We start from the raw sequence: 26,135 nt of genomic DNA on the forward strand, positions 1-26,135 counted from the left end.
TTTTCGCGTGTTACACTTCGCGCTCTGTTTGTTATCCCCGGAAGAAACCCGTGTCCGAACGTTTTCCTGAAGATTTCCTCACGCTGATGCGTGCCAGCCTGCCCGACGATGCAGAGCTGCAACGTTTTCTCGCCATCAGTCAGCAACCGTTACGCCGCAGCCTGCGCGTGAATACCTTAAAAATCAGCGTGCCTGATTTTCTGGCGAGTACCGAACATTACGGCTGGCGACTGACGCCCATTCCCTGGTGTGCTGAAGGCTTCTGGATTGAACGCGACGACGAATCACTGCCGCTGGGCAGCGTGGCGGAACATCTCAGCGGGTTATTTTATATTCAGGAAGCCAGCTCGATGCTGCCGGTCACCGCATTATTTGATGCTGCACCCGACGCGCGGCAGGTCATGGATGTTGCCGCTGCGCCTGGCTCCAAAACGACGCAAATGGCGGCATTGATGCACAACAATGGCGCGATTCTGGCCAATGAATACTCTGCCAGCCGGGTAAAGGTTTTACATGCCAATATCAGTCGCTGCGGGGTCAGCAACGTTGCCCTTACCCATTTTGATGGCCGTGTGTTTGGTGCGGCATTACCCGAGCAGTTTGATGCCATCCTGCTGGATGCGCCCTGCTCCGGGGAAGGCGTGGTGCGTAAAGATGCCGATGCGTTACGTAACTGGAGCCTGGCCAGCACTGAGGACATCGCCACCACCCAGCGTGACCTGATTGACAGCGCTTTTCACGCCCTGCAACCGGGAGGCACGCTGATTTATTCCACCTGTACGCTCAACCAGATTGAGAACCAGCAGGTCATCAGCTGGCTCCAGCAACGTTATCCTGATGCCGTGGAAATTGTGCCGCTGCATGGCCTGTTCGCGGGTGTTGAAAAGGCGCTGACGCCAGAGGGCTTCCTGCATGTGTTCCCGCACATCTTCGACAGCGAAGGCTTCTTTGTCGCACGTCTGCGTAAAACCGCCAGCATTGCGGCATTGCCTGCCCCAACCTATAAACTGGGCAAACTCCCCTTTTTCCCGGCCAGCCGGAAGCTGACTGCCGAAGTGATGCACGCAGCGGCCAAGGTCGGCCTGCAATGGGACGATAATTTGCTGTTATGGCAGCGAGATAAAGAGTTGTGGCTGTTCCCTGCCGCGCTGGAAAGCTGGCTGAGTAAAGTGCGCTTCTCCCGCATTGGTGTGAAACTCGCGGAAACCTTCCCGAAAGGTTATCGCTGGCAACACGAGGCCGTGGTGGCTCTGGCGCAGCCGGATAGTTCGCTGGCCTTTGCGCTGACGGAAGCCGAAGCGGAAAGCTGGTATCGTGGTCAGGATATCCATCCGGAACATCTGCCCGAGCGGGATGAAGTGATTGTGACCTGGCAGCAGCAGCCACTCGGGCTGGCTAAAAAAGTCGGAAATCGTATCAAGAATAGCTATCCGCGTGAGCTGGTCCGCGACGGCCGTTTGTTCCGGTAAACATTATTGCAGCTGCACCAGCGTGAGCCGGTTGCCGAATACGGCACCGGTATCGATATAATGTTGATTGGCTGCGTTGAGTGGCTGCTCGAGAGGGGTATGGCCGAAATAAAAATCGCTGGCCCCATCAATCGCTGCCGAGTTGCCGCGCTGATGCCGTCCCAGTCGGTCGCGGCTCCACACCACCTGATGCCAGTCAACCTCCTGCCCCAGTGCGTAGTGACTGGCCGGATAATCCGCATGGGCAATCACCACCACCCGGTCGGCAAGTTGCAGATGCAAAATCAACGGCAATTCAGCACAGCGTCTTAAAGCATGGCGCACAGCAATCACCTCACTGCCCCGCAGTTGCCAGAACCATTCGCCACCATTCATCAGCCACAACATCGGGTCCTCGCCCTGCAACGCCGCGATAGCCATCTGTTCATGATTACCACGCACGCAACGGAACCAGGGTTCCTCCAGCAGCGCCAGACAGCCGGGACTGTCTGGTCCCCGATCGATCAAATCACCAACAGAAACTAATAAATCCCGTTCCCTGTCGAACTGATGGAGAATCAATTGTGAATCAAGCTGCCTGCGACAACCGTGCAAATCGCCGACGACCCAGATGTGACGCCATGCTTCCGCATTGACCGTTTGATAAAACATATTGGTCTCCTGAAAGCTGGTTTACTGGAAGTTTAGTGAATCCGGCTTAAAGTATAGCCTGGCGACCTGCAGGCATCGGAGGGAAGCGTGAACAGCCGTAAACAATTTATAGGCGTATTGGTAGTGATTGTTGTCGGCAGCTTGTTGTTGCTGGAAACGCTTGCGCGGTTGGTACATTTGCTGGTGGTGGGATAAACGGTGATGTCGCTGCAGGATTCAGCAGCGGCCGCATCCAGCAGCCCTGATGAACGTCCCTTCCGGCGCTTATCTCCGGCACTCATTGAAGGTGTTAGCTCTGCGAGGGACGGCAGTTACTGTAATTCTTCGGACTATTCCGAACAAGTTAAATGATATTAACTATCATTCTCATCAAATCCTTCGCACCCGATACATAATCTTATTATAAATCAAATTGTTAGTATTTTACGATGGGCAGTACCTGTCGGGAACGGTGAGATGAAATGGTAAGCATCCATAGCCACACAGCTTCCGCATCTTTTGCCAGACTTAAAACACCAGAGTTGCAGAGGGGTGAGTCCGTGAAAGATTATTACAAGATTGATTTGGAAATATTCATGCAGAGTAACAGGCCATTAATTGCTGAGATCAAAAGTAAAGCGCCGGTTTATGCTGATGACATGGGAATGGATGAAGTGCAGTATATTAACCGCGAAATAAAACGTGCTCATCTGGAATATGTTGAGAGTCTGGGAGTAAAAGACCCATACGAATATTACATTACACAACACGAAGAAGATCGCTATCTCGGCGACCAACTTATCGCACAGCACCGTAAGGCACTCCACTCCAACTCGTAATCACTCAGGCCAGGCATAGTTGCCACACAAACAGTGCGGCAACATGCGGCTCAGGACACAACACGAGCTAGCGCGTAATAAAGAAAATCGCGGCCATAAAGCCCAGAAATAATACCGCAAAGGTCATAAAACCGAGTCGCGGTGATTTAGCCCGGCCAATCAGCGCGGAAATAAACACCGATAATAAGGTTAATGTGCCAATCATTACCCAGAGAAGGTATTGCGTATTTGCCATGGAGAATCCTTATAAGCAGGCAACAACAATAAAGCGCCACTCTTATACCATTTTTTTGGCAGACAGGCTCTTATGAGATTACCCAGGTTTACTGCATACTAAGATGCAGTGTGGCAACGTACCGCTTCCAACGCCTCCAGTTGCTGCAATCGTGCGGTAGCCTTTTGGTTGGCTCTGGCTTTCGCAATCCCGTTACCGATACCAAAATCCCCCACAAAACCGACCACCGTGAGCGCATCAAACTGCCCGGTCTTCGCAATCTGCTGCTGAACGTCATGACTTTTGGCAATTTCCTGCTGCAATGTCGCGCAATCATCATTTTTCGCTTCTTCATCGCTGACCTTTGCGGATTGTGGGTACTGTTTCAGTGCACATCCGCTGAGCAGCAGGATGATGAAAAGGCAGGCAGGCTTATACATTGCGGTTCTTCTCATCTTTATCGGCGGCATAGGTATGGCTGGTTTGACGTTAAGCTATCACAGCAAAAAGACCCCAATCGAGTGATTAACACCACCAGACAGGTTTTGTTCATTTCTGGCAGTATGCAGCGGGGGTCGATCAGGTAGCACGCCAACCGTGGATAAAAATGAAAAAGGCCGCATTTCTGCGGCCTTCACCAAAGATTAGTACCCCACCCGGCGCTTATCTCCGGCACTCGCTATGGCTTAGCTCTTGAAGGGGCAAATGAATTATCTCAGATTTATCCTAAAAATATAGTCCCACAACCGCGGTTTTACTCGGGTCCGTGAAGTTTGTCACAACCATTTGGTGTCTGGCTTGCCGTCTTTGCCGAAGTGACGATGGGCAGGCATGGCTCAAGTGCATCCTTATGGACCGCGTGACCACCATCAGACAGAGGCCAAAGAGATAATTATCCAGTTGAAGAACCGGTTGTAAAAAGACTCAATTTTTAATTCTGGCGCTCATTTTAACTATTTCACCTAGATAATACTCCCCGATCGTTAAGAATTTAACATCATGTATCATTGCTTCTGAAATGGCTGAAGAAACGCGTTGTTTAAAGGAGTTTAAAAAGAATAAATAACCTTCTATAGAAGTTACATGATGAATGTTTGACGCTCCTAACGCATCAAGAATGTAATTATTAAGGTTCTTGAAAAAAGGATATAGCGGGGAATTTTTATCTATAGCGAAAATTTTATAAAGCTCTGCAAGATTAGACAGATACAATTCACTTTTAAAGCTATATGGATAGGTCGAAAACTGAACTTTCGAAAAATCGAAATGACCTGCATAATTAATAAGGGTAATAATGGTTTTACCGAGACTAAGATGAGTGGTTAAGCTCACCCTCGTATCAACTTCACAAAAAGTACAAAGTGCATTAACAGCATCGGAAAGAAACACTAAGTCATTATGTAAGTCAACAACATTCAGTACGATAAACTTACCTGCAAAAATGATGTCTCCATCCCTGGCAGTTCTCTCCACCGTTAACATTAACAGAGAGTGGAGAGTGGATATGTCATCAACCAGTACATGGGGTGAATCGAAATATTCTTCTGATTTCATCTTAACGTTGATGCTTTCTACACAATCAAGTATATCTTTTAATGATCCAGCTTTCACATCTGTCAAATCCACCTTTGTGTCACATTTAGAGAATGAATTATTAGAGAAGATTTTTTTGTAAAAAATCATCCTGGCTTTGAATGCGAAATTATTAAATGCGTCTACTTCCACCTTATCCAGCAGGTCATTAAACATTAACTGATGCATCCTGAATTTTTCAAAATTCATTCTCTCCTGCTGAAAGATCATAAAGCTCTCATTTTTTCTTGCAGTCTCCTGATCCATCACAGATCGTTTTTTTGCTTCATCGGAGAGTTGTCTATTTTGAAAAATTGCAAATAGCAGTGCGGCTAAAGCTGCGACTGCACCACTCAAAGTAAATAGACCAGAAAGTAAAGAACCAAAATCTGACCATTTACCAGAGTCACGAGAAACGCCGTCTAAAGAGAATGTAACAGGTATTCCCGTCACATACTCCCTATATAGATATAGAACGACCAATGGAAAAATTAACGTGATAAGTAAAACGAAGCCCAAAATCAAATATTCTTTACGCATTTTATCCCTATTTATAAATTGCTTGCCGATCCGCTGGTGAACAGCTCCAGATTGTATGCATGCCTTGTTTGTAATAATGTACTCATTATGCACACATATGAAAACATTAATGAAATCCTTTGCACGCTAATCCGCATTAGCACCCTCTCCGCCATAACTCTGGCGGATGATTCTCCCGGATGATAACGGAAACCGGTGATTATCCGGCTGATAGCACGGCGTTAAAACCCGCGACCATATGAAGCGGAATATGGTGAAGAGTTCGCGCAAAGATTGCCTGGTCATAAAAACATCGCCATGACTAAAAAGTATCTGGATACGCGAGGTCAGGAATTTGTGATGGTATGAACCGAATACAGGAAGTTCAGACAAATCCAAGACATTTTCGGACTAGTGAAAATAAATCTCTATAAATCATACAGATAAAAAAAGACCGAATACGATTCCTGTATCCGGTCCAGGGAAATGGCTCTTGAAGAGCCGTGCGCTAAAAGTTGGCATTAATGCAGGCGAGGTCGCCTTGCCTTTTAAAGGTAGACCACAGGTGATTATTTTCCAGCCAACCATCACATCGGGGAAGGAAAGCTGCCGACTCTGTGATCGCGACGGCAGAATAGCGCAGGGAAGCGGCGTAGCGGGCTGCCACGCCTCTCAGGCAGGGATTACTTACTGCACAGCGCCTGAGCGCGGGCGATAATCGGCTCAAGACTCATCTTCTGTCCCGGGTGGGCTTTGTCTTCCGCCTGGATTGAACTGATGGATTCTGTGGTGCCACGGCCTGATTTCTGGTTTGCTTCGGCTTTGTCATTCAATGGGTACTGCAACAGCGTGCTCGGGTTGATGGCGAACAACGCACCATCCTTTTCACAGCTCAGCATCACTTCTTCACGCGTGAACGGCCATTTGTCTTTGCCAATCTCAAAACGGCTAATGGTAATAATCTGTGCCGCCATCGCCTGGCTGCACAGGGTCAGCAGCACACAAGCTGGAATCAGTTTCTTCAGCAAAATGTCGTCCTCATACATTCAATCGGTATAGATGATTCAGGCTGGAGCCAGCGTGGCAAAGACGCTAACCAGCCCGATAACAACAACCGCCAGCAGCAGCTCGAACTGCGTCAGGCGAATAAAAATCGTAGATGCGCGACTTCCCGCCAGGCGAAAACGCGGCACCAGCCAGTAACGGTTAATCACCGCTACAGTCACCATCACCATCACTAGCAACGCCTTGGCAATCAACAGCTCGCTCCAGAGCGTTTGGTGCCATTGCAGCGGTGATCCGGCAATCAGCAAACTATTGAAGATGCCGGTTAACAGCGCCAGCGCCACGGCTAAATGCCCATAGCGGGAAAAACGCATCATGCTGCGAATCGCATCGGCGCGATGCGCTATCTTGCGTGCTTCACGCATCAGCAGCAGGAGTGGCAGCAGCCCCCCGCTCCAGAACGCCGCCGATATCAGATGTAATGCATGGTTAGCCTGTTGCAAAGTGCCTTCCCAACCGTCGCGCATCGCCGCATGTCCTACCCCCGCTAACGTGATGAGCTGCAACAATCCAGTCAGCAACAACCATTGCTGTCGCACGTTGCCGCGCAGCAATAATGCCAGCACGCTGAGTAAGGCAAACAGGAGCTCCCAACGCCATACCTGACCAAAACGCGTTCCCAACACCGCCTGCCAGGTATCGCTATCCACGACATTATGCCAGTCACCGCTCATCAGGCCCGTTTGCGTGGCGAGCATCAGGACGGCACTGAGTAAACTCACTACCGCACTTAATTTCAGGATGGCTGACAAGCGTTGCGCCAGCACCGGACGGAAACGCTTCGGTGCCAGCAGTGCGGTATAGAACGCGCTGCCGGTGAGCAACAACGCGGATAGAAAGTGGCATGCCCGCAGGCAGATCCACAGCGTGCTCAGGCTCATTACTTCACGCTAAATGCATAACTGCCTTTGGTTTTATGACCATCCACCGAGAGCACATGCCAGTTGACCTGATAGCTACCAGCAGGCAGCGGCTGGCTGAGCGGAATAATCAGCTGGTCATGTTGCTTATCATTAAGCCTCGCTTTTTCCGCTGGAATGACCTGATTCTGCGCATTGCGGATCTCAACGCCACTGAAAGCGGGTTCAACATCTTCAGTGAAAGTCAGCGTCAGTGCTTGTGGCGAGGTAGCAACCGTCGATTTGTCTGCCGGAACCGGCGTTTTGAGATGAGCATGGGCCAGCGCAAACTGACTGAAGGCCAGCGTGGATGATGCCAGTAACAGCGCCGCAATGCGGGTTAAGGTCGTCTTCTTCATCAGGTCATCCTCTTTATTGCGGCAATCCACCGCACGCGTGGCAGCAGGATACGCTGCTGATCTTCAGGTGTCGAGACCTGCAATGCGATCCCTTTTCCCTTGATCCTTAACGATGAAAACATTACTTTTGCCCCTGTTAACAGGAGAAAAGCATGAGTCAAAACCTTGCCCTGCTTTCGCAGGAAGAGAAAGACAAAGTGAATGTCGATCTGGCCGCCGCCGGAGTGGCTTTCAAAGAACGCTACAATATGCCGGTCGTCGCCGATTTGGTGGAGCGAGAGCAACCGCAAGCGTTACGTAAGTGGTTTCGTCAGCGTTTAATGCACTATCGCCAGGCGTCACTGAGCCTTTCCCGTCTGCCTTACGAACCGAAGCAGAAATAATCTATGTTACGTGTTATCGATACCGAAACCTGCGGTTTGCAGGGTGGCGTGGTCGAGGTGGCGTCCGTAGACGTTATTGACGGACAAATCCTCAATCCGATGAGTGATCTGGTCTGCCCGGACCGTCCCATCAGCCGTGAGGCAATGGCGGTACATCGCATCACCGAAGCGATGGTCGCGAATAAACCGCCGATAGAACAGGCGATTGGGCGCTATCATGGCAGCACCCATTATGTGGCCCACAACGCTAACTTCGATCGTCGTATGCTGCCGGAAATGCCCGGTGAATGGATTTGCACCATGACGCTGGCGCGCCAGCTGTGGCCGGGACAGAAATATGGCAACCAGGCGTTGCGCCACAGTCTGAAGCTGGATGTCACGCCCCCCGCTGAACTGCACGCGCACCGCGCGTTGTATGACTGCTATGTCACCGCCGCCTTGCTGATTCGCATCATGGAAAAATCAGGGTGGGATGCGGCCCAAATGGTCAGCCGCTGCCAGCCCGCCCCCGTTGTCGATGATGTGTTCCCGTTTGGCAAATATCGCGGACAAAGCATCGGGAGTATCGCGCGCAAAGATCCTGGCTATTTACGCTGGGTGCTGGAGAATATTCGCGATTTGCGCCCACCCTTGCGGCAGGCGCTACGTAAATACGTGAAGACGGGTCAGTAGTCGCTGCGATTGGGTAATACGCCCTGTGCCAGACCTATCAGGAAGGTAAATTCCAGCGCCACCCCTTCATAGGATTTAAAGCGGCCCGACTTTCCGCCGTGACCGGAATCCATATCCGTGCACAGCAGCAGCAACGTATCATTGGTTTTTAGTTCACGCAGTTTCGCCACCCATTTCGCCGGTTCCCAGTATTGCACTTGTGAATCGTGCAGGCCGGTAGTCACCAGCAGATGGGGATAGGCTTGCGCGGCCACATTGTCATACGGGCTGTACTGACGAATGGTGTGATAATACTCCGCCTGCTCGGGATTGCCCCACTCATCGTATTCCCCGGTGGTCAGCGGGATCGAAGGATCGAGCATGGTCGTCACCACATCGACAAACGGCACCTGCGCCACCACGCCGTGGTAGAGCTGCGGTGCCATATTAATCACCGCCCCCATGAGCAAGCCTCCGGCGCTGCCCCCCATGGCATACAACTGTTGTGGGTGACCAAAACCTTTTGCCACCAGGGCTTCTGTCGCATCGATAAAGTCAGTGAAGGTGTTGGGCTTGTGGTGCAACCTGCCATCGTCATACCACTGCTGTCCCAGTTCACCACCACCACGCACATGGATAATCGCATAGACAAACCCGCGTTCCAGCAGGCTGATGCGGCTGGTGCCAAAGCTGGCATCCATGCTGCTGCCATAAGCGCCATAGCCGTAAACCAGCAACGGATTATTACCGGGACGGAAATGCTGACGATGATATACCAGCGAAACCGGGACTTCAGTGCCATCACGTACCGTGATCCAGTGATGTTCACTTTTGTAGTCATCCGGATTGAAGCCCGGCACCGGCGTTTGTTTCAGCACCCGGCGTTCGCCGCTTTCCATATTCAATTCAAACAGGGTGGTCGGCGTGGTCATCGACGAATAGCCATAACGCAGCGTATCGCTATCCGGTGACGGATTGTAGGCCAGCCAGGTGACATAGGTCGGATCATCAAAGGCGATGCCCGTACTTTCACCGCTTTCCCAGTGGATCTGGCGCAGGCTGGTGACGCCTCGTGAGCGCTCCTCCACCACCAGCCAGTGATTAAACAACTGGAAATCTTCCAGCACCACCTGCTCGCGTGCCGGGATCAGCGTTTGCCAGCGCGTCTCCGCCAGCCAGGCGCTGCGGTATAAACCGAAGTTTTTACCCTCGCGATTGGAACGAATGTAGAACTGATGATTGTAATGATCGATGGTGTACTCATGATCACGTCGGCGCGGACAAAACACCTGCGGCTGCGCATCGGGATACTCGGCATCAATCAACTGGATTTCACTGGTGGTGGTGCTGAACAGGGCGATCAGAATGAAGTGTTCAGACGTGGTTTTGTGCACGCTAAGGTGGAAGGTATCGTCTTTTTCCTCGTACACCAGTTGGTCGTCAGATTGTGGATGCCCCAGCTCATGACGCCAGACCTGGTACGCCAGCAAGGTTTGCGGATGTTTACGCACATAATAGATGGTACGTGAATCGTTGGCCCACGCCAGGCTGGACGAGGCATCGCTTAATACCTCGGGATACCAGCTGCCACTCTGCAGATTACGGAAGCGCACCCCATACTGGCGGCGTGAGAGAAAATCTTCCGCCAGCGCCATCACCTGGTTATCGGGGCTGATCGCCAGCGCGCCCATGGTATAGAAATCACTGTGCGACGCGCGCTGGTTGCCATCCAGCAACAGCTGCCACTCCGCATCGCTGGCAGCATCTTTAGGTTGGCGGTAATAAGCTGCATATTCATTGCCGCTTTCATAGCGACTCTGATAACGATAGCCATTTTTGACATAGGGTACGGAATGGTCCTGCTGAGGAATGCGGTCAATAATCTCCTTCAGCACCCGATCCTGCAGATGCGTCTGTGATGACATCATCGCTTTACCGTAATCGTTCTCGGCGTGCAGGTAGTCGAGCACTTCGGCATCTTGCCGATCATCGTCACGTAGCCAGAAGTAATTGTCAGTGCGCGTTTCCCCGTGCAGGGTCATTTGATGGGGGATTTTTTTCGCCTGTGGCTGATTCATAATGGTTGATTTCCCTGAAGAGACAACATTCTGCAAGCGTGGCACCGATTGGGCGCGAAGCCAAGCCATTGCAGCACAGGAAAATGTAAACGAAGGCCACGGGTGTGGCCCTGGGCTGGTTAACTGGTGGGGAGTGCCGCTTTCTCTGCCATGAGATCTTTTTGCATTTCCTCACGGACATCCTGGGGGATTTTCAAGGCATCCCCCAACGCGGAGAGGTAGCTGCGTTCCATAAAATGGTCGAGATCAATGGCTGCGCAGCTGAGGAAGTACAGTTCCAGGGCTTCCTCCTCATTTTTGACATCTGCGGCCAGCCAGTGCGGATCCAGCGGACGGTTCATCGCCTGCTGGATCAGCGCTTCGGCCTGCGCGCCATAGCCCGCCTGCTGAATATTCTGTTCGATGGCCGCACGTTCACGATCGTCAATATGCCCATCGCTTTTAGCCGCGAATACTAACGCGGTCACCAGACGTGCTGCACGCTGATCCAGCGGCGTTTGCAACTGACCATAACCTGATTCGTTCTGATGGCTTTCACTCACGCGCTGTTTGTATTTATTCCACAGCACAGCGCCCGCTGCCGCGCCACCACCAATAATTAACGCTTTACCGCCATATTTGGTCAGCAACTTGCGGGAAGATTTGCTGGCGATCAGCATGCCTGCCAGCCCACCTAACGCGCCAGGTGCCAGCATGTCGCTAAGACCACTCCCCTGACCCGCGCTTCCGTGCTTTTTCAGTACCGATTGAATTTGCTGCAGCCAGTTATTCATCGTTTAACTCCTGTTTAGGATTCCGGTTTCACATGCTGCCGCAGAAGATGTCAGGAAATGTCAGAGCGGAGCAAAGTAAGGCAAACCTTCTCAGGGGGAAAAGGTGAGAACGCAAACGTTTTCGTATATACTGCGCGCGCATTTTGACTGCTAAGGTGAAATTATGACGACTTTCGGAACCGCGCTGCGTCCTGCCGCAACGCGTGTCATGCTGTTAGGTTCAGGCGAGCTGGGTAAAGAAGTGGCACTGGAGTGCCAGCGTCTTGGTGTGGAAGTGATTGCGGTCGATCGCTACGCCGATGCCCCGGCCATGCACGTTGCCCATCGCAGTCATGTGATTAACATGCTGGATGGTGATGCACTGGCCGCGCTGATTGCTCTGGAAAAACCCGATTTTGTGGTGCCGGAAATTGAGGCTATTGCCACGGAAAAATTGCTGGAACTGGAGCTTCAGGGACAGAAAGTGGTGCCTACCGCGCGCGCGGCACGTCTGACCATGAACCGCGAAGGCATTCGTCGTCTGGCGGCGGAAGAATTGGCTTTGCCCACTTCCAGCTACCAGTTTGCCGACAGCAAAGAAAACTTTGTCGCCGCCGCTGACACCATCGGATTCCCTTGCATCGTGAAGCCAGTGATGAGTTCGTCGGGCAAAGGCCAGAGTTTTATTCGTGAAGCCAGCCAGCTGGATAAGGCGTGGGATTACGCCCAACAAGGTGGTCGCGCCGGTGCCGGTCGCGTGATTGTGGAAGGTGTGGTGAAGTTTGATTTCGAAATCACCCTGCTGACCATCAGCGCTGTGGATGGCATCCACTTCTGCGCGCCGATCGGTCATCGCCAGGAAGACGGGGATTATCGTGAATCCTGGCAGCCACAGCAGATGAGCGATCTGGCGCTGCAACGCGCCCAGGATATCGCCGAGAAAGTGGTGAAGGCGCTTGGCGGTTACGGCCTGTTCGGCGTGGAGTTGTTTGTCTGCGGTGATGAGGTGATCTTTAGCGAAGTGTCGCCACGTCCGCACGACACCGGCATGGTGACGCTGATTTCACAGGACCTGTCGGAGTTCGCGTTGCATGTGCGCGCCTTCCTCGGTCTGCCTGTCGGCGGCATTCGCCAGTATGGCCCGGCGGCTTCGGCGGTGATCCTGCCGACGCTTACCAGCAACAATGTGCGTTTCGTCAATGTGGAAGCGGCACTGGGGGCCGGTCTGCAACTGCGCCTGTTTGGTAAGCCGGAAATCGCGGGTCAGCGCCGTCTGGGTGTCGCGCTCGCCACAGGCGAGAATACTGATGATGCCATCGCCCGTGCTATTGCCAGCGCAGCAGCAGTGAAAGTCGAAGGTTAATGTCAGAAGCGGTGAGCACCTGGCTCACCGCTTGCTATTATTTCGCGCCAGCCACGGCCTCTTGCGCCAGGCGCGTAATACGATCCCAGTCGCCTGTTTCCAGCGCATCATTTGGCACCAGCCAGGAACCCCCGATACACAGCACGCTTTTCAGCGCCAGATAATCGCGGTAGTTAGCCGGTGAGATGCCACCCGTCGGGCAGAAACGCACCTGCGGGAAAGGTCCGCCGATAGCCTGCAACGCTTTCACCCCGCCATTCGCTTCTGCCGGGAAGAATTTAAACTCACGCAGGCCGTAATCCATACCGGTCATCAGCTCAGAGACCGTGCTGATACCTGGGATCAACGGCACCGGCCCTTCTACTGCCGCACGCAGCAACGGTTCGGTAATTCCTGGGCTTATCACGAACTGCGCACCCGCATCAGTCACTTCTTTTAACTGCTGAGGATTAATGACGGTGCCCGCCCCGACAATCGCCTCAGGGACTTCTTTAATCATGGCGCGTAACGCATCCATCGCGACGGGGGTACGCAGGGTCACTTCCAGCACACGTACACCGCCCGCGACCAGCGCTTTTGCCATCGGCACAGCATGTTCCAGTTTGTTTACCACGATGACCGGTACGACCGGTCCGGTTGTCAGGATCTGTTCTGCACTTGTTTTCCAGTTTTTCATCACGTTTCCTAAGGGGGTTTCAGTCAGACCATGAGCCTGGTCTGTGGGATGTTCCTGAGCCGTACCATACAAGATTCGTGTGACTCGCGTCTATTGGCTGCTAAGTATTTTTGAAACTACGGTTCATTCTGGTTGATTGCTACCGCGGTAAAATCTCTCCGGACGCGCCAGACAATGTCACCACGGTACCATCCTGGTATGTCTGGGTATGCTGCGCACTAGCGATATAAACCGGGATGCCACGCGCTGCTGCCAGCAGTGCCGGATGGGAGTGAGCACCAATTTCGGTAAAATAAATACCGGCAACCCATGCACTATCCAGCGCCATGATCTCGGAGGGTAATAAATAATTGGCGATAATCAGCGTCGGGGTGTGCTCCTGTGGCAAGGCCAATGACGGGTGGCCGGGCAGCAACCGCAATACCCGCATACCGACATCATAAACATCGACATATCTTTCGCGTAAATAAGCGTCTTCGATTGCCCGATATTCATCCGCCATCTGACAAATGGTTGCCAGCCAAAGCCGTTCAACCGGCGCGTTTTGCTGGTCCAGCTTTTCACAGGTCGCGTCAAAGAGTTCGCTATCTTCCAGCATCATCTGATGCGCGGAGAAAATGGCCGCCTCTTTTTCAGATAATTGCTTTCCGGTGCTGACCACCAACGCGGCCAGCTCCTGCTGCGCGTCAGAAATCGCCTCGCTGAGCCAGGCACGTTCCTGCGGCTTTGCTTCTGCCACGCGCGACGGGAGCGAGGGCATTTCCCGTGCAATGCGGCGGATAGTGACGGACAACGACCCTGGCCGCGTCACTTCCCCCTCCTCTGGAGCAACGCTTTCCTGCACTTCATCACCGAATTGCGTCGCTGCCAGTGCGGCAAAAGCGTCAATCGCCTGCTGCGCCTGCGGCCCGCGTGCATACAGGGTAATCAGGTCGCCACACTTGATTGCCAGTCGCGCCACATTGTTCATACTCTTCGCGTTAAGGGCGCGATCGCCGTTAGCCAACTGCACATCGGCATCGAATTGACTCAGACTACGGGCAATCGCCGCTGCCGGGCGGGCATGGATACCGGTCGGGTTGGTGATGGTCCAGGTAAAGTGCAAAGGATAGTTGCGGGTGTCGCTCACCGGTGCTGGTGCACCGGCCAGCCAGTCGCTCTGGCCCAGTTGGGCATATTTCGCCGCCAGCGCCTGATGTGCCTCGTTGATAACCTGGTCAATGGGCTGACCCGCCGCCGCCGCCACTGCCGCCGCGACGGTGCCTTCCACCAGCGGAGCCGCGCAGACCTGAACCCGTGCCATCGCTTCCTCGCCCAGCAACTCCTTTGCCATATCGGTGCTGAGGATGGCGCTCCCCATATCGACCATCACCAGGACATCGTCTTCCATGACATCTTCGATGGCCGTCATGATGGCAATCGGGTCAGTGCCTATCGGATTCTCCGCGTCATCCATCCCCGCCGCCAGCGCGAACTTCACTTTTCCCTGCGTCATTTGCGACGCCAGCTCAACGACGCCTTCAGCCAATTTTTTGCTATGAGAAACCACCACGATATTGACCATATTTCACCACCTTATTGAGGACAGCATTTGTTAACCCACAACCTCACAAAGTGTTTTGAACAGCAAATAACTGGAAGTGGCACCGGGGTCCTGGTGGCCGATGGATCGTTCGCCGAGGTAACTGGCGCGCCCTTTCGCGGCCCGCATCGGGATGGTGCTTTTCATCGCGGCCTCCGCAGCCTGTTGAGCCAGGTTCAGGGCCGTCGTCAGTGGCGAGTCCTGATGCTCCTGCAACGATGTGACGATGGCGGATAGCGTATCCACCATGGTTTTATCACCCGGGTGCGCCATGCCACGTGCGCTGATCCGATCCGTTCCCTCACGGTACATGTTGTACAAATCTGTCACCGTCAGTTCTTCTTTCGCCATCACGCACTCAGCGGATTTAATGAAAAAAGTGCCATACAACGGCCCACTGGCCCCGCCGATACTTGATAACAACACCATGCCGGTATTTTTCAAAATGGTGCCAATATCCTTATCCTCCAGCGTTGGCAGTTTTTCTTTCACCTTTTTGAAGCCACGGTTCATGTTTAACCCGTGGTCGGCATCGCCAATCTCGCGATCCAGATTGGTCAGAAACTCTTGTTGTTGTTCAAAAACCGCTGCCGACGCACCCAGCCAGTCAATCACCTGTTTCTTGGTTACGACCATTGTTATCCCCCGCAGAGTGATTTCATCCGGTGCCAGGGCGGCCCGTCATCAGTGACCAGGCCGCGACACCGCGTTACATTTTCCAGCGTAGCGCTGGCGTGCTGACCGGAAAATCCCACAACGTCAGCATCTCCTCATCGACTTTTAACAACGTAATCGAGACTCCCTGCATGTCGATGGAACTACAGAAAGTACCCACCAGATTGCGGGCGATATGAATGTTACGCCCGGTGAGAATCTCAGCCGTTTTACGGTACACGGCATAAAGCTCAGACAGCGGCGTGCCACCCAGCCCATTGACCAGCACAATCACACTGTCCTGTTCATTCAGCGGTTCGGTGCTCTGGTTATTTTCCACCCATTCGCCTTTTTCGCCATCCCACTGCCGTAACACGCGGCTGTAGGGAGTATTGTCGAGAATTTCGTTGAGCATCTCCGTGACCAGCGTATCGCAATCGCTGTACTTCTCACGGCGAATACCCGGTTCACCATGGATACCAATACCAAACTCGATTTCATCATCGGCCAGGTCAAAACTGGCTCTGCCCGCCGCCGGGACGGTACAGGCCGATAACGCTACGCCGATGGAGCGTCCACGGTTGCCGATACGCGTTGCCAGTTGTACGCATTCATCGAGGCTATAACCTTCTTCCGCCGCCGCGCCTAAAATTTTTTCCGCCAGCACCGTAGTGGCAACACCACGTCGTCCCGCGGTGTACAGGCTATCCTTCACCGCCACATCATCATCAATCACCGCCACCTGCACCGGAATGCCTTCACCGTGGAGCAGTTCAGCCGCGGTCTCAAAATTGAGAATGTCCCCGGTGTAATTTTTAATCAGCAGCAGAATGCCGTTATCGCTGTTGACCTTTTGCGCGCATTCATACATTTGGTCAGGAGTGGGAGAGGTAAAAATATGGCCGGGACAGGCACCGTCGAGCATACCGAAACCGACAAATCCGCCATGCATCGGTTCATGGCCCGACCCACCACCGGAAATCAGCGCCACTTTCGGTTTATCCGTGCGACGACAAACATAGAAAGGTTCGGTGTTCACCATCAATTCCGGATGCGCCAGAGCAAAACCTTCCAGTTGTTCCCTGACCACATCATCGACTTTATTGATCAACTTTTTCATCAATCCTTCCTCGTATAATCTCCCCTGCCCGCACCTGGCGGCCAGGGGAGCTGACGGTTAATGGGTGGTAAAGACAGGAATCAAGATTGTGTATAATAAGGAGCCCGCAGCGCCGCCGATTAATGGACCGACGATCGGCACCCAGGCATAGCCCCAGTCGGAATCACCCTTATTTTTTATCGGCAACAACGCGTGGGCCAGACGCGGGCCAAGGTCACGCGCCGGGTTGATCGCATAGCCAGTAGGGCCACCTAACGACAGACCGATACTCCATACCAGCACACCGACCGCATAAGGACCGAAGCCCCCGGCAATACCATTGTGTGAGTTAAAAATGGCCAGCACGCCAAACGTTAGCATGGCAGTACCGATAATTTCGGTGACCAGGTTCCATTTATAGTCACGAATGGCAGGACCGGTACAAAAGGTCGCGAGGATTAATCCCTTATCATCGGATGCATCATAGTGACGCTTATAGGTGAGCCAGACCAGAATCGCGCCAAGAAACGCCCCGACAAGCTGACCGACAAAGTAAATCGGCACCACACTTGAAGGAATGCCGCCCTGGAGCCAGACAGCCAGGGTCACCGCCGGATTGAGATGCGCGCCGCTAACCCAGCCGACGGCATAAACAGCGACTGTCACCGCAAAGCCCCATCCTGCGGTAATGACAATCCAGCCGCTATTTCCTCCTTTGGTTTGTTTTAATACCACGTTGGCCACCACACCGTCGCCAAGCAGAATCAACAGCATGGTGCCGACCATTTCTGATAAAAAGATGTTCATCTTTCTTTCCTTTAATTAACAGGTGATATAGCTGGTCGTCTTATGCAAGAACAAGGTGAGCATAGAAAGGGGAAAAAAGGCTGTAAAAAAGTTTTTTTTGTTCAATCCGGAAACATTCTTTTTCTGCGGAAGGTTGCAAAAAGAAACATTGCGCGGAAGAAAAGGCAGGTTATTTGACAGCCGTCATACTGTATTCAAAGATGTGAGATGCTTCACAGCCCGTTATGGGAGAATTAAAAAATCATGTCAATACAATGAATTATATATAAATCCACGCTGGCGAAATTGAGGGAAATTATTTACCGATCGATGTCACAAATTGCTACGCTCTTTTCCTGGAAAGAACCAAAATACTTTACATATAGCGCTACGTTCGCGTGAATCACGCGCAGCTCAATATTAATCGCTGGATCTTTTTCAGCAGGAAGGCAACGCATGCGTCTCAATATGAAAGCGATATGGCGGGCGTTTGTCGCCAAAGATCCGGGGGAGTTTACCAACCTCACCAGTCTGGACCGTCTCGATATTAAACCCTGGCTGAAGGAGTCCTGGCTGCGTTGTCGGCGGCAGCAACGGCACGATCACTGGCCACCACAACTTTATGCCAAAGGCATCACCTTCGACTCGTTGTGTCGTAACAAATCGGAGATGCTAAATATCTCTTCACCGATTATCGAGGATATTTTCGAATATCTTGATACGCCAGATTGCGCCATCTTCATTACCGACGAAACCGGCTGTACGCTGCGATTTTACGCCACCCCGGCGATGAGCACCCGCCTGGCAGCCCTGGGGATTCGCGCAAGCGTCTACTGGCGTGAAGGCATGATGGGCAATAATGCCATCTCCAGTGCCCTGCTGCTGCACGAAACGGTCAGCGTCAGAGGCTATGAACATTTCAACCGGCATCTGCACGCCTTGACGGTTTGCGCCGCACCGGTTTTTGATAGTAACAGCACCGTGATGGGCGCGGTGGGTCTTGTCCTGCTAACCGGTAATGATACTCTGCCGACACTCGGGCTGGCGCTGGTACATTCTATCGAGCAACAAATTACCGCCAGGCTGAATACTGACCTGGTTCTGGCCGAATCCAATCAGCATCTCAGCGAAGTCCATGCGCTGCTGGACGGCGTGGAAGAAGGCGTGCTGGCCTGGGATAATAAAGGCACCATTCTTTATCTGAATATTCACGGCAGCGATCTGTTTAATATCAAAAGTGAAAAGATCCTCGGGAAAAATATCCACGACATTATTAAATTGCCGCAAAACATCATTAATGCCATTGAACACAATCGTGAAGTTGACCTGTTTGAAACCGCCATTGAGTTTGATGGCAGTTTTATTTCGCTGGCGATATCGCTGAAGATCGTGAAAGGCCCCAATAATACCTCGGATCGCTATATCGCGCTGCTACACCCGATTGAACGCATCCGTGAGCTGGTACATCGCCACAGCGGTGTCTGGGCGCGTCTGACCTTTGATGATCTCGATTACGTAGGCAGTTCCAATGCGATTCGGCGTGTGATGCGTCTGGCACAACAGGCAGCGAAAGGACGCGGTTCGGTGCTGCTGCACGGAGAAGAAGGGTTGGGCAAGTCGCACCTGGCGCAGGCGATTCATAATGCCAGCGAGCGTCAGGATAAGCCTTTTATCACCATTAACTGCCAGGCAATCCTGCGTGAAGCGATGACCAGCGAGTTTCTCGGTGGCGTGATTAACGGTGACAAGCATGTGATTTCTAAATTCGAGCTGGCTAAAGGCGGCACACTGCTGCTGGAAAACGTCGAATATCTGACGGCCGATGTGCAGACCGCGCTGTTGCAACTGCTGAAAACCGGGCTACTCAGCAAAGCCAACCAGCTGCTGGTGCCGCTGGATGTCCGCCTCATCACCACCACCACGGTCGATATTAATCAATACGTGGATGAAAACCGCTTCCGCCGCCATTTGCTGTATGAGTTGCAGTCGTTTGATATTTATATTCCGCCGTTACGCGAACGCAGTGAAGATATCCCGCCGCTGATCAAACGCTATCTGAAGATTATGAGTCATGAAGTGGGCAAAAACGTGTCGTTATCTGACGATGCCTTGCAACTGTTGACGCGTTACAGCTGGCCGGGCAATAACCGTGAATTGCGCAATGTACTTGAACGCGCCTTCAGTTACAGCGACGGCGCCATCATTCGGGCGAAAGATATTCCTTCATCCCTGATTGAAAGGATTCGCGATATTGGCGTCGTGCCGCCCGCCAATGGCCTGCACAGCCTTAATGATATGGAACGGGATGCCCTGATCCAGGCTGCCATCCAATGCAAAGGCAGAGCCATGAAGATCACCCAGGCGCTGAAGATCAGCCGTACCTCGCTGTGGCGCAAGCTGAAAGCCTTCAATATTCATCTGGAAGATTATAAGACGCGCTGAGGGGATAAAAAAAAGCCCGCTGATTTCGCGGGCTTTCTGGTTTGTTACTCGAATTCGTTCCAGGAACGTCCGTCACGGGTGATCATCGCCACGGAGGCGACCGGTCCCCAGGTGCCTGCCTGATACGGCTTCGGTGCATCGGCATCCGCATTCCAGGCATCAATGATGGAGTCCACCCATGTCCACGCGGCTTCGACTTCATCACGACGCACGAACAGCGCCTGAATACCGCGCATGGTTTCCAGCAGCAGACGCTCATACGCATCCGCCAGATGCGACTGGTTGAAGGTTTCTGAGTAGCTAAGGTCCAGCTTGGTGGTTTGCAGTTTGTGTTTGTGATCCAGACCCGGGACTTTGTTCAGGATCTCGATATCCACGCCTTCATCCGGCTGCAAACGAATAGTCAGTTTGTTCTGCGGCAGCTCAGCGTAGGAATCTTTGAACAGGTTCATTTCCGGATTCTTGAAGTACACCACCACTTCAGAACACTTGGTGGGCAAACGCTTACCGGTACGCAGGTAGAACGGTACGCCCGCCCAGCGCCAGTTGTCGATATCGACACGGATTGCCACGAAGGTTTCTGTGGCGCTTTGCTTGTTGGCACCCTCTTCTTCCAGGTAGCCCGGCACTTTTTTGCCCTGCACAAAGCCGGAGGTGTACTGACCGCGCACGGTTTTTTCCCGCACGTTAGTCTGATCGATGCGACGCAGTGAACGCAGCACTTTTACTTTCTCGTCACGAATCGCATCAGCGCTCAGGTCTGATGGCGGCGACATGGCGATCATGGTGAGGATCTGCAACAGATGGTTTTGGATCATGTCACGCATCTGGCCCGCTTTATCAAAGTAGCCCCAGCGGCCCTCGATACCCACCTCTTCCGCCACGGTAATCTGCACATGGTCGATGGTGCGGTTGTCCCAGTTATTCACGAAGATCGAGTTAGCGAAACGCAGTGCCAGCAGGTTCAGTACCGTCTCTTTGCCCAGATAGTGGTCAATACGGAAGACCTGGCTCTCTTCGAAGTACTTGCCCACGCTGTTGTTAATCTCCTGAGAGGTTTCCAGCGAGGTGCCCAGCGGCTTCTCCATCACCACACGCGCCGGTTTGGCGTTCAGTTTGGCTGAACCCAGACCATCACAGATGGCGCCAAAGGTGCTCGGCGGCATGGCGAAGTAGTTAATGGTGACGCGATTTTTCTGGTCGAGCATTTTGCCCAGACGCGAAAAGTGCGAAGTATCATTGACGTCGAGGTTACAGAAGTCGAGACGGCTGCTGAGTTTGTCCCACAGCGCTTCATCGATCTTCTCTTTCATGAAGGTTTCCAGCGCTTCACGCACCACTTTAGTGTATGCGTCTTTATCCCACTCCGCGCGGCCTACGCCAATAATGCGCGTGGTTTCGTGAATCTGACCGGCTTTCTCCAGCTGATACAGTGAAGGCAACAGTTTCCGGCGTGCAAGATCGCCTTTGGCACCGAAAATCACCAGATCGCATGCCTGGGCTGTTTGTGTTACCGCCATTTTCCTCTCCTCGTTGCAGGATATACCCGGTCGAGCGTCCTCATTTACCGGGTCCTTATTGTAATTTTCTTACAGCACAATGTACTTTTTTCCCTGTGCCGGAACAACCCGGACACAGGTGTTGCGTGTGATAACTCTGAACGCGATTGATGAATAACGTGTGTTGTCACGTGCGCTTTTGACGCTTTTTCTGTTTCTGCTTTTGTCGGGGCAAAACCCATCACGGGTCAAAGTATGACAAAAAAATCGCGTTTACATTTATCCGCAACTGCGTGCGACTGCAGTTTACACGGTATATTGTTGTTAACAGAGCGCCCTTTCATCCATAAATGAAACTGGCAAAAGTGATGAGTGGTCATCGGGTTATCAATATGCTGGAACAGATTCAGGCGCAATTGCAGGCGCTGAGCAAATCGGAACGTAAAGTCGCAGAGCAAATCCTTGCCGCCCCACAGCAAGCCATCCACTCCAGCATCGCCACGCTGGCAGGTGCCGCCGGGGTAAGCGAGCCAACAGTGAATCGCTTTTGCCATCGTATGGGGACGCGAGGTTTTCCCGATTTTAAACTGCAACTGGCGCAGAGCCTGGCGAAAGGCCCAAACTGGGTCAGCCGTGACGTGGAAGAAAATGACAGCGTTGAAAGCTACAGCCATAAAATTTTCGATTCGGCGCTGGCTGGCCTTAACCGCGTGCGTCAACAGCTGGATATGGCGGTAATTCACCAGGCGGTTCGGGCGCTGACGCGGGCCAATAAGATTGCTTTTTTCGGCCTCGGTGCCTCCGCCGTGGTCGCCCATGACGCCACCAATAAATTCCTGCGTTTTAATCTGCCGGTCATCTGGTCGGAGGATATTGTGATCCAGCGCATGAGTTGCATAAATAGTGGACCAAATGACGTTTTTGTTCTCATATCACATACTGGTCGAACCAAAAATATGATAGAACTGGCTCGCCTGGCGCGTGTAAACGCTTCCACCGTCTTGGCTATCACCTCCCCCGGTTCACCGCTTGCGGCAGAAGCCACTCTGGCACTGACACTCGATGTCCCGGAGGATACTGATATCTATTTGCCGATGGTTTCCCGCCTGGCGCAATTGACCATGGTCGATGTCCTGGCAACGGGTTTTACCCTTGAGCGCGGCACCTCTTTCCGCGAGAATCTAAAACGGGTTAAAGAGGCGCTGAAAGATTCGCGCCTGGAGAAGCAAGTGCAGACAGAAATCAATGCACGGCAAAATAATTAACATCACATTCACAATGTGAGTCGAATCACAGCCCATCGATCATATAGAATATGTGACCACAACGTGTCCAGATGACAGGGACACGATACTTAGTCAACGGAGTCCTTCATGTCCAGACGTCTCAGAAGAACCAAGATCGTTACAACCCTCGGCCCGGCAACCGATCGCGACAATAACCTCGAAAAAATCATTGCGGCGGGTGCGAACGTTGTACGACTCAACTTCTCCCATGGTTCCCCGGAAGATCACCAGCTACGCGCTAACAAAGTGCGTGAAATTGCGGCCAAACTGGGTCGCCACGTTGCCATTCTGGGCGATCTGCAGGGTCCTAAAATTCGTGTGTCGACCTTCAAAGAAGGCAAAGTATTCCTCAATGTGGGTGACCGTTTCCTGCTAGATGCCAGCATGGGCAAAGGCGAAGGCGACAAAGAAAAAGTCGGTATCGACTACAAAGGCCTGCCTGCTGACGTGGTACCCGGCGACATTCTGTTGCTGGATGACGGGCGTGTACAGCTCAAGGTGCTGGAAGTTCAGGGCATGAAAGTCTTCACCGAAGTCACTGTCGGTGGCCCGCTTTCCAATAACAAAGGCATCAACAAGCTGGGCGGTGGCCTGTCAGCCGAAGCACTGACCGAGAAAGATAAAGCCGATATTCTCACTGCGGCAAAAATTGGCGTAGATTACCTGGCCGTTTCTTTCCCACGCTGTGGTGAAGACATGAATTATGCGCGCCGTCTGGCACGCGATGCCGGTTGCGAAGCCAAACTGGTGGCGAAAGTGGAACGCGCAGAAGCCGTAGCGACCCAGGAAGCCATGGATGACATCATCCTCGCTTCTGACGTGGTGATGGTAGCGCGTGGTGACCTCGGCGTGGAAATTGGCGACCCGGAACTGGTCGGCATTCAGAAAGCGTTGATTCGTCGTGCACGTCAGCTGAACCGTACCATTATCACCGCAACGCAGATGATGGAATCGATGATCACCAACCCGATGCCAACCCGCGCGGAAGTGATGGACGTGGCGAACGCCGTGCTCGACGGCACCGATGCCGTGATGCTGTCAGCTGAAACCGCAGCGGGCCAGTACCCGGCAGAAACGGTTTCCGCGATGGCGAAAGTGTGTCTTGGTGCGGAAAAAATCCCGAGCGTTAACGTGTCCAAGCACCGTCTTGAAGTGCAGTTTGACAACATCGAAGAAGCCATCGCCATGTCCGCGATGTATGCCGCGAACCACCTGCAAGGGGTTACCGCCATCATCACCATGACAGAATCAGGCCGTACCGCGCTGATGACATCACGTATCACTTCGGGCCTGCCGATCTTCGCAATGTCACGTCACGAACGTACCCTGAATCTGACCGCTTTGTACCGTGGTGTCACGCCGGTCTTTTTCGACAGCAATAACGACGGTGTTGCCGCCGCTCACGATGCCATCAATCTGCTGCGTGACAAAGGTTTCCTCGTCTCCGGCGATCTGGTGATTGTGACCCAGGGCGACGTGATGGCGACTACCGGCACCACCAATACCAGCCGGGTGCTGCGCGTAGACTAAATACGCCCACTGACAGCGGCTGTAACAATAAGGAAAACGCGACTGCCCCGGCAGTCGCGTTTTATTTTCTCTGACAAGGAGGCCAGATGGCCCGCTATCAACCCATCACTCAACTGACAGGCCGCGTGCTGCTTTTTCCGCTGGCGCTGGTGCTGTTTGAGTTTGCCACCTACATCGCCCACGACATGATCCAACCCGGGATGCTGCTGGTCACCGGTGAATTCCATGTCGGGCCGGAATGGGTTTCTACCTCGCTGACGGCCTATTTGATGGGGGGTGTGGTGCTGCAATGGCTGCTCGGTCCACTTTCCGACAAATATGGCCGCCGTCCGGTGTTGCTATTCGGTATTTTGTTTTTTGCCGCTGCCTGCCTGCTCACCACCCTGGTGCAGAACATCGAGCAATTTGTCACCCTGCGTTTTATTCAGGGCATCAGCCTGTGCTTTATCGGCGCAGTCAGCTATGCCGCGGTACAGGAGGCCTTCGCCGAAGCCCTGGCCGTGCGCATGATGGCGCTGATGGCCAATGTCGCGCTGCTCGCCCCGCTGGCAGGTCCGCTGGCTGGTGCGGCCTGGCTTAGTGTCGGTGACTGGCGCAGCATGTTTTGGCTGTTTGCCGCCTGCAGCATTGTGGCCTTTATCGTGCTGTGGCGCATCATGCCCGAAACTGCCGGTGACCGTAGTCACTCCATTGCTTTGCCGAACCTGGCGCGCGCGTATGGCCGCCTGGCGCGTGATAAGCAGGTGATGTATGGCTCCTTCGCGATTGGTCTGGTGTTTATCCCAATTCTCACCTGGGTGGCCCTGTCTCCGGTGATTCTGATGCATGATGAAGGTCTGCCACGTCTGCACTACGCCCTGCTGCAACTGCCGGTATTTCTGGCGATGATCGCGGGTAACCTGACGCTGGGTAAACTGGCGGGCCGGGTTCCGATTGAACAACCGGTAAAATTCGCCGCGTGGCCGATTCTGATTGGCCTCGGCATTGCGCTGCTGGCAAACCTGCTGAATAGCCACAGCTACCTGTTGCTGACGGCAGGTCTGAGTCTGTATGCCTTCGGTGCCGGGATGGTCAATGCCGGTCTGTACCGTCTCACCCTCTACGCCAGTAATGAAGGTAAAGGCAGCGTCGCCGCGATGCTGGGCATGATCAGCATCCTGACGCTGGCTATCGGCATCGAACTGGCAAAAAGCGCCTATTTCAGCGGTGGCACGCCGTGGTTTAGCGCGATTAACTTCGCCAGCGGTGTGATGTGGTTCGGCCTGGTGGTGTTGTTTTTAAAGGAACGCAAACGTCGTAGCCAGGTCACTGAAGTCTGATTAATTAACAGGCGTTGTATTGGATGATCGGATCGGATAATTCAACGCCTGATATCGGGTGCTGTTTTCAGCAAAAAATTTACCTTAAAATAAATGATGAAAAGATTTCATGGACATCTATTGAACTTTATTTTCGGCTAATTTATCACCCGTTTTTCTCATAACGCAAATGGCTCATTAATTCGCCTCACAAATTAAATGCGCTTCTGAATGATGAAGACAAATTAATTCGCGACGAAAATTAATTCTCGCCTCCCAACCAGCATAGCCTCCCTGAACATTAGCTTACCTGTTCAACTAACCTGTTGCTTAATCGGACAATTATCAGTATCCGCTCCCCTCATTCCGCAGAGCGATCGATTATTATCGTCAGAACATAAATTTTTATTAGTTAATTCTCCTGAACTCTGATCGCACGTTTTCTTAGCGAAAAACTTACACTTGCCTGACATTTCCCTGCACATTAGTC

The 26,135-nt window shown here is 52.8% G+C and carries 24 protein-coding genes; 9 read left to right on the forward strand and 15 right to left on the reverse strand.

What is annotated here, in order from left to right; translation table 11 throughout:
• Positions 1 to 50 precede the first annotated feature (50 nt).
• Positions 51 to 1,469, forward strand: coding sequence for a 16S rRNA (cytosine(1407)-C(5))-methyltransferase RsmF (gene rsmF / locus CUN67_RS11150; protein WP_208715357.1), 1,419 nt, complete (start codon positions 51 to 53; stop codon positions 1,467 to 1,469).
• Positions 1,470 to 1,472: 3 nt separating this feature from the next.
• Here the strand turns inward: rsmF and CUN67_RS11155 are convergent, their stop codons facing one another.
• A complete protein-coding gene (locus tag CUN67_RS11155; protein ID WP_208715358.1) occupies positions 1,473 to 2,120 on the reverse strand; it encodes a metallophosphoesterase in 648 nt (215 codons plus the stop codon).
• Between the two features lie 461 nt (positions 2,121 to 2,581).
• Between CUN67_RS11155 and CUN67_RS11160 the strand changes: the two genes are divergently transcribed.
• Complete coding sequence (locus CUN67_RS11160; protein ID WP_254711332.1) at positions 2,582 to 2,938, forward strand: hypothetical protein; 357 nt, start codon at positions 2,582 to 2,584, stop codon at positions 2,936 to 2,938.
• A gap of 67 nt (positions 2,939 to 3,005) precedes the next feature.
• Here the strand turns inward: CUN67_RS11160 and CUN67_RS11165 are convergent, their stop codons facing one another.
• The 6 genes from CUN67_RS11165 to copC form a co-directional block, all read right to left on the reverse strand.
• Positions 3,006 to 3,173, reverse strand: a complete 168-nt coding sequence (locus CUN67_RS11165; protein ID WP_208715359.1) for a hypothetical protein — start codon at positions 3,171 to 3,173, stop codon at positions 3,006 to 3,008.
• A gap of 98 nt (positions 3,174 to 3,271) precedes the next feature.
• Positions 3,272 to 3,592: a hypothetical protein gene (locus CUN67_RS11170; RefSeq protein ID WP_208715360.1), complete on the reverse strand. Its 321-nt coding sequence runs from the start codon at positions 3,590 to 3,592 to the stop codon at positions 3,272 to 3,274.
• A 484-nt stretch (positions 3,593 to 4,076) separates the two neighbouring features.
• Positions 4,077 to 5,264: a hypothetical protein gene (locus tag CUN67_RS11175; protein WP_208715361.1), complete on the reverse strand. Its 1,188-nt coding sequence runs from the start codon at positions 5,262 to 5,264 to the stop codon at positions 4,077 to 4,079.
• Between the two features lie 662 nt (positions 5,265 to 5,926).
• Entirely contained in the window at positions 5,927 to 6,274 is a 348-nt protein-coding gene (locus tag CUN67_RS11180; RefSeq protein WP_208717170.1) for a YebY family protein, read from the reverse strand.
• A gap of 33 nt (positions 6,275 to 6,307) precedes the next feature.
• Positions 6,308 to 7,189, reverse strand: a complete 882-nt coding sequence (gene copD / locus CUN67_RS11185) for a copper homeostasis membrane protein CopD (RefSeq protein ID WP_208715362.1) — start codon at positions 7,187 to 7,189, stop codon at positions 6,308 to 6,310.
• Complete coding sequence (copC, locus tag CUN67_RS11190) at positions 7,189 to 7,566, reverse strand: copper homeostasis periplasmic binding protein CopC (protein ID WP_208715363.1); 378 nt, start codon at positions 7,564 to 7,566, stop codon at positions 7,189 to 7,191. The genes copD and copC overlap by 1 nt, the downstream gene beginning before the upstream one ends.
• A 152-nt stretch (positions 7,567 to 7,718) precedes the next feature.
• On the opposite strand from copC, the gene CUN67_RS11195 reads away from it, so the two are divergent.
• Positions 7,719 to 7,949, forward strand: coding sequence for a DNA polymerase III subunit theta (locus CUN67_RS11195; protein WP_208715364.1), 231 nt, complete (start codon positions 7,719 to 7,721; stop codon positions 7,947 to 7,949).
• Between the two features lie 3 nt (positions 7,950 to 7,952).
• On the forward strand, positions 7,953 to 8,621 hold the full coding sequence (gene exoX, locus CUN67_RS11200) for an exodeoxyribonuclease X (RefSeq protein ID WP_208715365.1): 669 nt from the start codon (positions 7,953 to 7,955) through the stop codon (positions 8,619 to 8,621).
• Here exoX and CUN67_RS11205 read toward each other — a convergent pair.
• Both CUN67_RS11205 and CUN67_RS11210 read right to left on the reverse strand, forming a co-directional pair.
• Positions 8,615 to 10,678, reverse strand: coding sequence for a prolyl oligopeptidase family serine peptidase (locus CUN67_RS11205; RefSeq protein WP_208717172.1), 2,064 nt, complete (start codon positions 10,676 to 10,678; stop codon positions 8,615 to 8,617). The genes exoX and CUN67_RS11205 overlap by 7 nt on opposite strands.
• 119 nt (positions 10,679 to 10,797) lie before the next feature.
• Positions 10,798 to 11,451 (reverse strand): tellurite resistance TerB family protein, encoded by a 654-nt coding sequence (locus tag CUN67_RS11210; RefSeq protein ID WP_208715366.1) that lies wholly within the window; start codon positions 11,449 to 11,451, stop codon positions 10,798 to 10,800.
• Positions 11,452 to 11,614: 163 nt separating this feature from the next.
• Between CUN67_RS11210 and purT the strand changes: the two genes are divergently transcribed.
• Positions 11,615 to 12,793 (forward strand): formate-dependent phosphoribosylglycinamide formyltransferase, encoded by a 1,179-nt coding sequence (gene purT / locus CUN67_RS11215; protein WP_208715367.1) that lies wholly within the window; start codon positions 11,615 to 11,617, stop codon positions 12,791 to 12,793.
• A 37-nt stretch (positions 12,794 to 12,830) separates the two neighbouring features.
• Here the strand turns inward: purT and CUN67_RS11220 are convergent, their stop codons facing one another.
• The 5 genes from CUN67_RS11220 to CUN67_RS11240 form a co-directional block, all read right to left on the reverse strand.
• The gene (locus tag CUN67_RS11220; protein WP_208715368.1) at positions 12,831 to 13,469 is read right to left on the reverse strand and encodes a bifunctional 4-hydroxy-2-oxoglutarate aldolase/2-dehydro-3-deoxy-phosphogluconate aldolase; all 639 of its coding nucleotides are present in this window, start codon (positions 13,467 to 13,469) and stop codon (positions 12,831 to 12,833) included.
• 139 nt (positions 13,470 to 13,608) lie between these two features.
• Positions 13,609 to 15,033: a dihydroxyacetone kinase phosphoryl donor subunit DhaM gene (gene dhaM / locus CUN67_RS11225; RefSeq protein WP_208715369.1), complete on the reverse strand. Its 1,425-nt coding sequence runs from the start codon at positions 15,031 to 15,033 to the stop codon at positions 13,609 to 13,611.
• Positions 15,034 to 15,063: 30 nt separating this feature from the next.
• On the reverse strand, positions 15,064 to 15,687 hold the full coding sequence (dhaL, locus tag CUN67_RS11230) for a dihydroxyacetone kinase subunit DhaL (protein ID WP_208715370.1): 624 nt from the start codon (positions 15,685 to 15,687) through the stop codon (positions 15,064 to 15,066).
• A 73-nt stretch (positions 15,688 to 15,760) separates the two neighbouring features.
• Positions 15,761 to 16,825, reverse strand: coding sequence for a dihydroxyacetone kinase subunit DhaK (gene dhaK / locus CUN67_RS11235; RefSeq protein ID WP_208715371.1), 1,065 nt, complete (start codon positions 16,823 to 16,825; stop codon positions 15,761 to 15,763).
• Positions 16,826 to 16,882: 57 nt separating this feature from the next.
• On the reverse strand, positions 16,883 to 17,611 hold the full coding sequence (locus CUN67_RS11240) for an MIP/aquaporin family protein (protein ID WP_208715372.1): 729 nt from the start codon (positions 17,609 to 17,611) through the stop codon (positions 16,883 to 16,885).
• Positions 17,612 to 18,046: 435 nt separating this feature from the next.
• On the opposite strand from CUN67_RS11240, the gene dhaR reads away from it, so the two are divergent.
• The gene (gene dhaR, locus CUN67_RS11245; protein WP_208715373.1) at positions 18,047 to 20,032 is read left to right on the forward strand and encodes a dihydroxyacetone kinase operon transcriptional regulator DhaR; all 1,986 of its coding nucleotides are present in this window, start codon (positions 18,047 to 18,049) and stop codon (positions 20,030 to 20,032) included.
• A gap of 44 nt (positions 20,033 to 20,076) precedes the next feature.
• On the opposite strand, the gene zwf is transcribed toward dhaR, so the two are convergent.
• A complete protein-coding gene (gene zwf / locus CUN67_RS11250) occupies positions 20,077 to 21,552 on the reverse strand; it encodes a glucose-6-phosphate dehydrogenase (protein ID WP_208715374.1) in 1,476 nt (491 codons plus the stop codon).
• Positions 21,553 to 21,917: 365 nt separating this feature from the next.
• Between zwf and CUN67_RS11255 the strand changes: the two genes are divergently transcribed.
• The 3 genes from CUN67_RS11255 to CUN67_RS11265 all read left to right on the forward strand — a co-directional run bounded on the left by CUN67_RS11255 (position 21,918) and on the right by CUN67_RS11265 (position 25,666).
• Positions 21,918 to 22,796 (forward strand): MurR/RpiR family transcriptional regulator, encoded by an 879-nt coding sequence (locus CUN67_RS11255; protein ID WP_208717174.1) that lies wholly within the window; start codon positions 21,918 to 21,920, stop codon positions 22,794 to 22,796.
• 108 nt (positions 22,797 to 22,904) lie between these two features.
• The gene (gene pyk, locus CUN67_RS11260) at positions 22,905 to 24,347 is read left to right on the forward strand and encodes a pyruvate kinase (protein WP_208715375.1); all 1,443 of its coding nucleotides are present in this window, start codon (positions 22,905 to 22,907) and stop codon (positions 24,345 to 24,347) included.
• Between the two features lie 86 nt (positions 24,348 to 24,433).
• The gene (locus CUN67_RS11265) at positions 24,434 to 25,666 is read left to right on the forward strand and encodes an MFS transporter (protein WP_208715376.1); all 1,233 of its coding nucleotides are present in this window, start codon (positions 24,434 to 24,436) and stop codon (positions 25,664 to 25,666) included.
• Positions 25,667 to 26,135 lie beyond the last annotated feature (469 nt).

The sequence above is a fragment of the Pantoea cypripedii genome, assembly GCF_011395035.1.
Taxonomy (GTDB): domain Bacteria; phylum Pseudomonadota; class Gammaproteobacteria; order Enterobacterales; family Enterobacteriaceae; genus Pantoea; species Pantoea cypripedii_A.

What these genes read in the sequence shown, in the direction of transcription:
- CUN67_RS11155 (WP_208715358.1), bottom strand. Translation starts at nt 2,120, where the DNA reads ATGTTTTATCAAACGGTCAATGCGGAAGCATGGCGTCACATCTGGGTC.
- CUN67_RS11160 (WP_254711332.1), top strand. Translation starts at nt 2,582, where the DNA reads ATGGTAAGCATCCATAGCCACACAGCTTCCGCATCTTTTGCCAGACTT.
- CUN67_RS11165 (WP_208715359.1), bottom strand. Translation starts at nt 3,173, where the DNA reads ATGGCAAATACGCAATACCTTCTCTGGGTAATGATTGGCACATTAACC.
- CUN67_RS11170 (WP_208715360.1), bottom strand. Translation starts at nt 3,592, where the DNA reads ATGTATAAGCCTGCCTGCCTTTTCATCATCCTGCTGCTCAGCGGATGT.
- CUN67_RS11175 (WP_208715361.1), bottom strand. Translation starts at nt 5,264, where the DNA reads ATGCGTAAAGAATATTTGATTTTGGGCTTCGTTTTACTTATCACGTTA.
- copD (WP_208715362.1), bottom strand. Translation starts at nt 7,189, where the DNA reads ATGAGCCTGAGCACGCTGTGGATCTGCCTGCGGGCATGCCACTTTCTA.
- copC (WP_208715363.1), bottom strand. Translation starts at nt 7,566, where the DNA reads ATGAAGAAGACGACCTTAACCCGCATTGCGGCGCTGTTACTGGCATCA.
- CUN67_RS11195 (WP_208715364.1), top strand. Translation starts at nt 7,719, where the DNA reads ATGAGTCAAAACCTTGCCCTGCTTTCGCAGGAAGAGAAAGACAAAGTG.
- exoX (WP_208715365.1), top strand. Translation starts at nt 7,953, where the DNA reads ATGTTACGTGTTATCGATACCGAAACCTGCGGTTTGCAGGGTGGCGTG.
- CUN67_RS11205 (WP_208717172.1), bottom strand. Translation starts at nt 10,678, where the DNA reads ATGAATCAGCCACAGGCGAAAAAAATCCCCCATCAAATGACCCTGCAC.
- CUN67_RS11210 (WP_208715366.1), bottom strand. Translation starts at nt 11,451, where the DNA reads ATGAATAACTGGCTGCAGCAAATTCAATCGGTACTGAAAAAGCACGGA.
- purT (WP_208715367.1), top strand. Translation starts at nt 11,615, where the DNA reads ATGACGACTTTCGGAACCGCGCTGCGTCCTGCCGCAACGCGTGTCATG.
- CUN67_RS11220 (WP_208715368.1), bottom strand. Translation starts at nt 13,469, where the DNA reads ATGAAAAACTGGAAAACAAGTGCAGAACAGATCCTGACAACCGGACCG.
- dhaM (WP_208715369.1), bottom strand. Translation starts at nt 15,033, where the DNA reads ATGGTCAATATCGTGGTGGTTTCTCATAGCAAAAAATTGGCTGAAGGC.
- dhaL (WP_208715370.1), bottom strand. Translation starts at nt 15,687, where the DNA reads ATGGTCGTAACCAAGAAACAGGTGATTGACTGGCTGGGTGCGTCGGCA.
- dhaK (WP_208715371.1), bottom strand. Translation starts at nt 16,825, where the DNA reads ATGAAAAAGTTGATCAATAAAGTCGATGATGTGGTCAGGGAACAACTG.
- CUN67_RS11240 (WP_208715372.1), bottom strand. Translation starts at nt 17,611, where the DNA reads ATGAACATCTTTTTATCAGAAATGGTCGGCACCATGCTGTTGATTCTG.
- dhaR (WP_208715373.1), top strand. Translation starts at nt 18,047, where the DNA reads ATGCGTCTCAATATGAAAGCGATATGGCGGGCGTTTGTCGCCAAAGAT.
- zwf (WP_208715374.1), bottom strand. Translation starts at nt 21,552, where the DNA reads ATGGCGGTAACACAAACAGCCCAGGCATGCGATCTGGTGATTTTCGGT.
- pyk (WP_208715375.1), top strand. Translation starts at nt 22,905, where the DNA reads ATGTCCAGACGTCTCAGAAGAACCAAGATCGTTACAACCCTCGGCCCG.
- CUN67_RS11265 (WP_208715376.1), top strand. Translation starts at nt 24,434, where the DNA reads ATGGCCCGCTATCAACCCATCACTCAACTGACAGGCCGCGTGCTGCTT.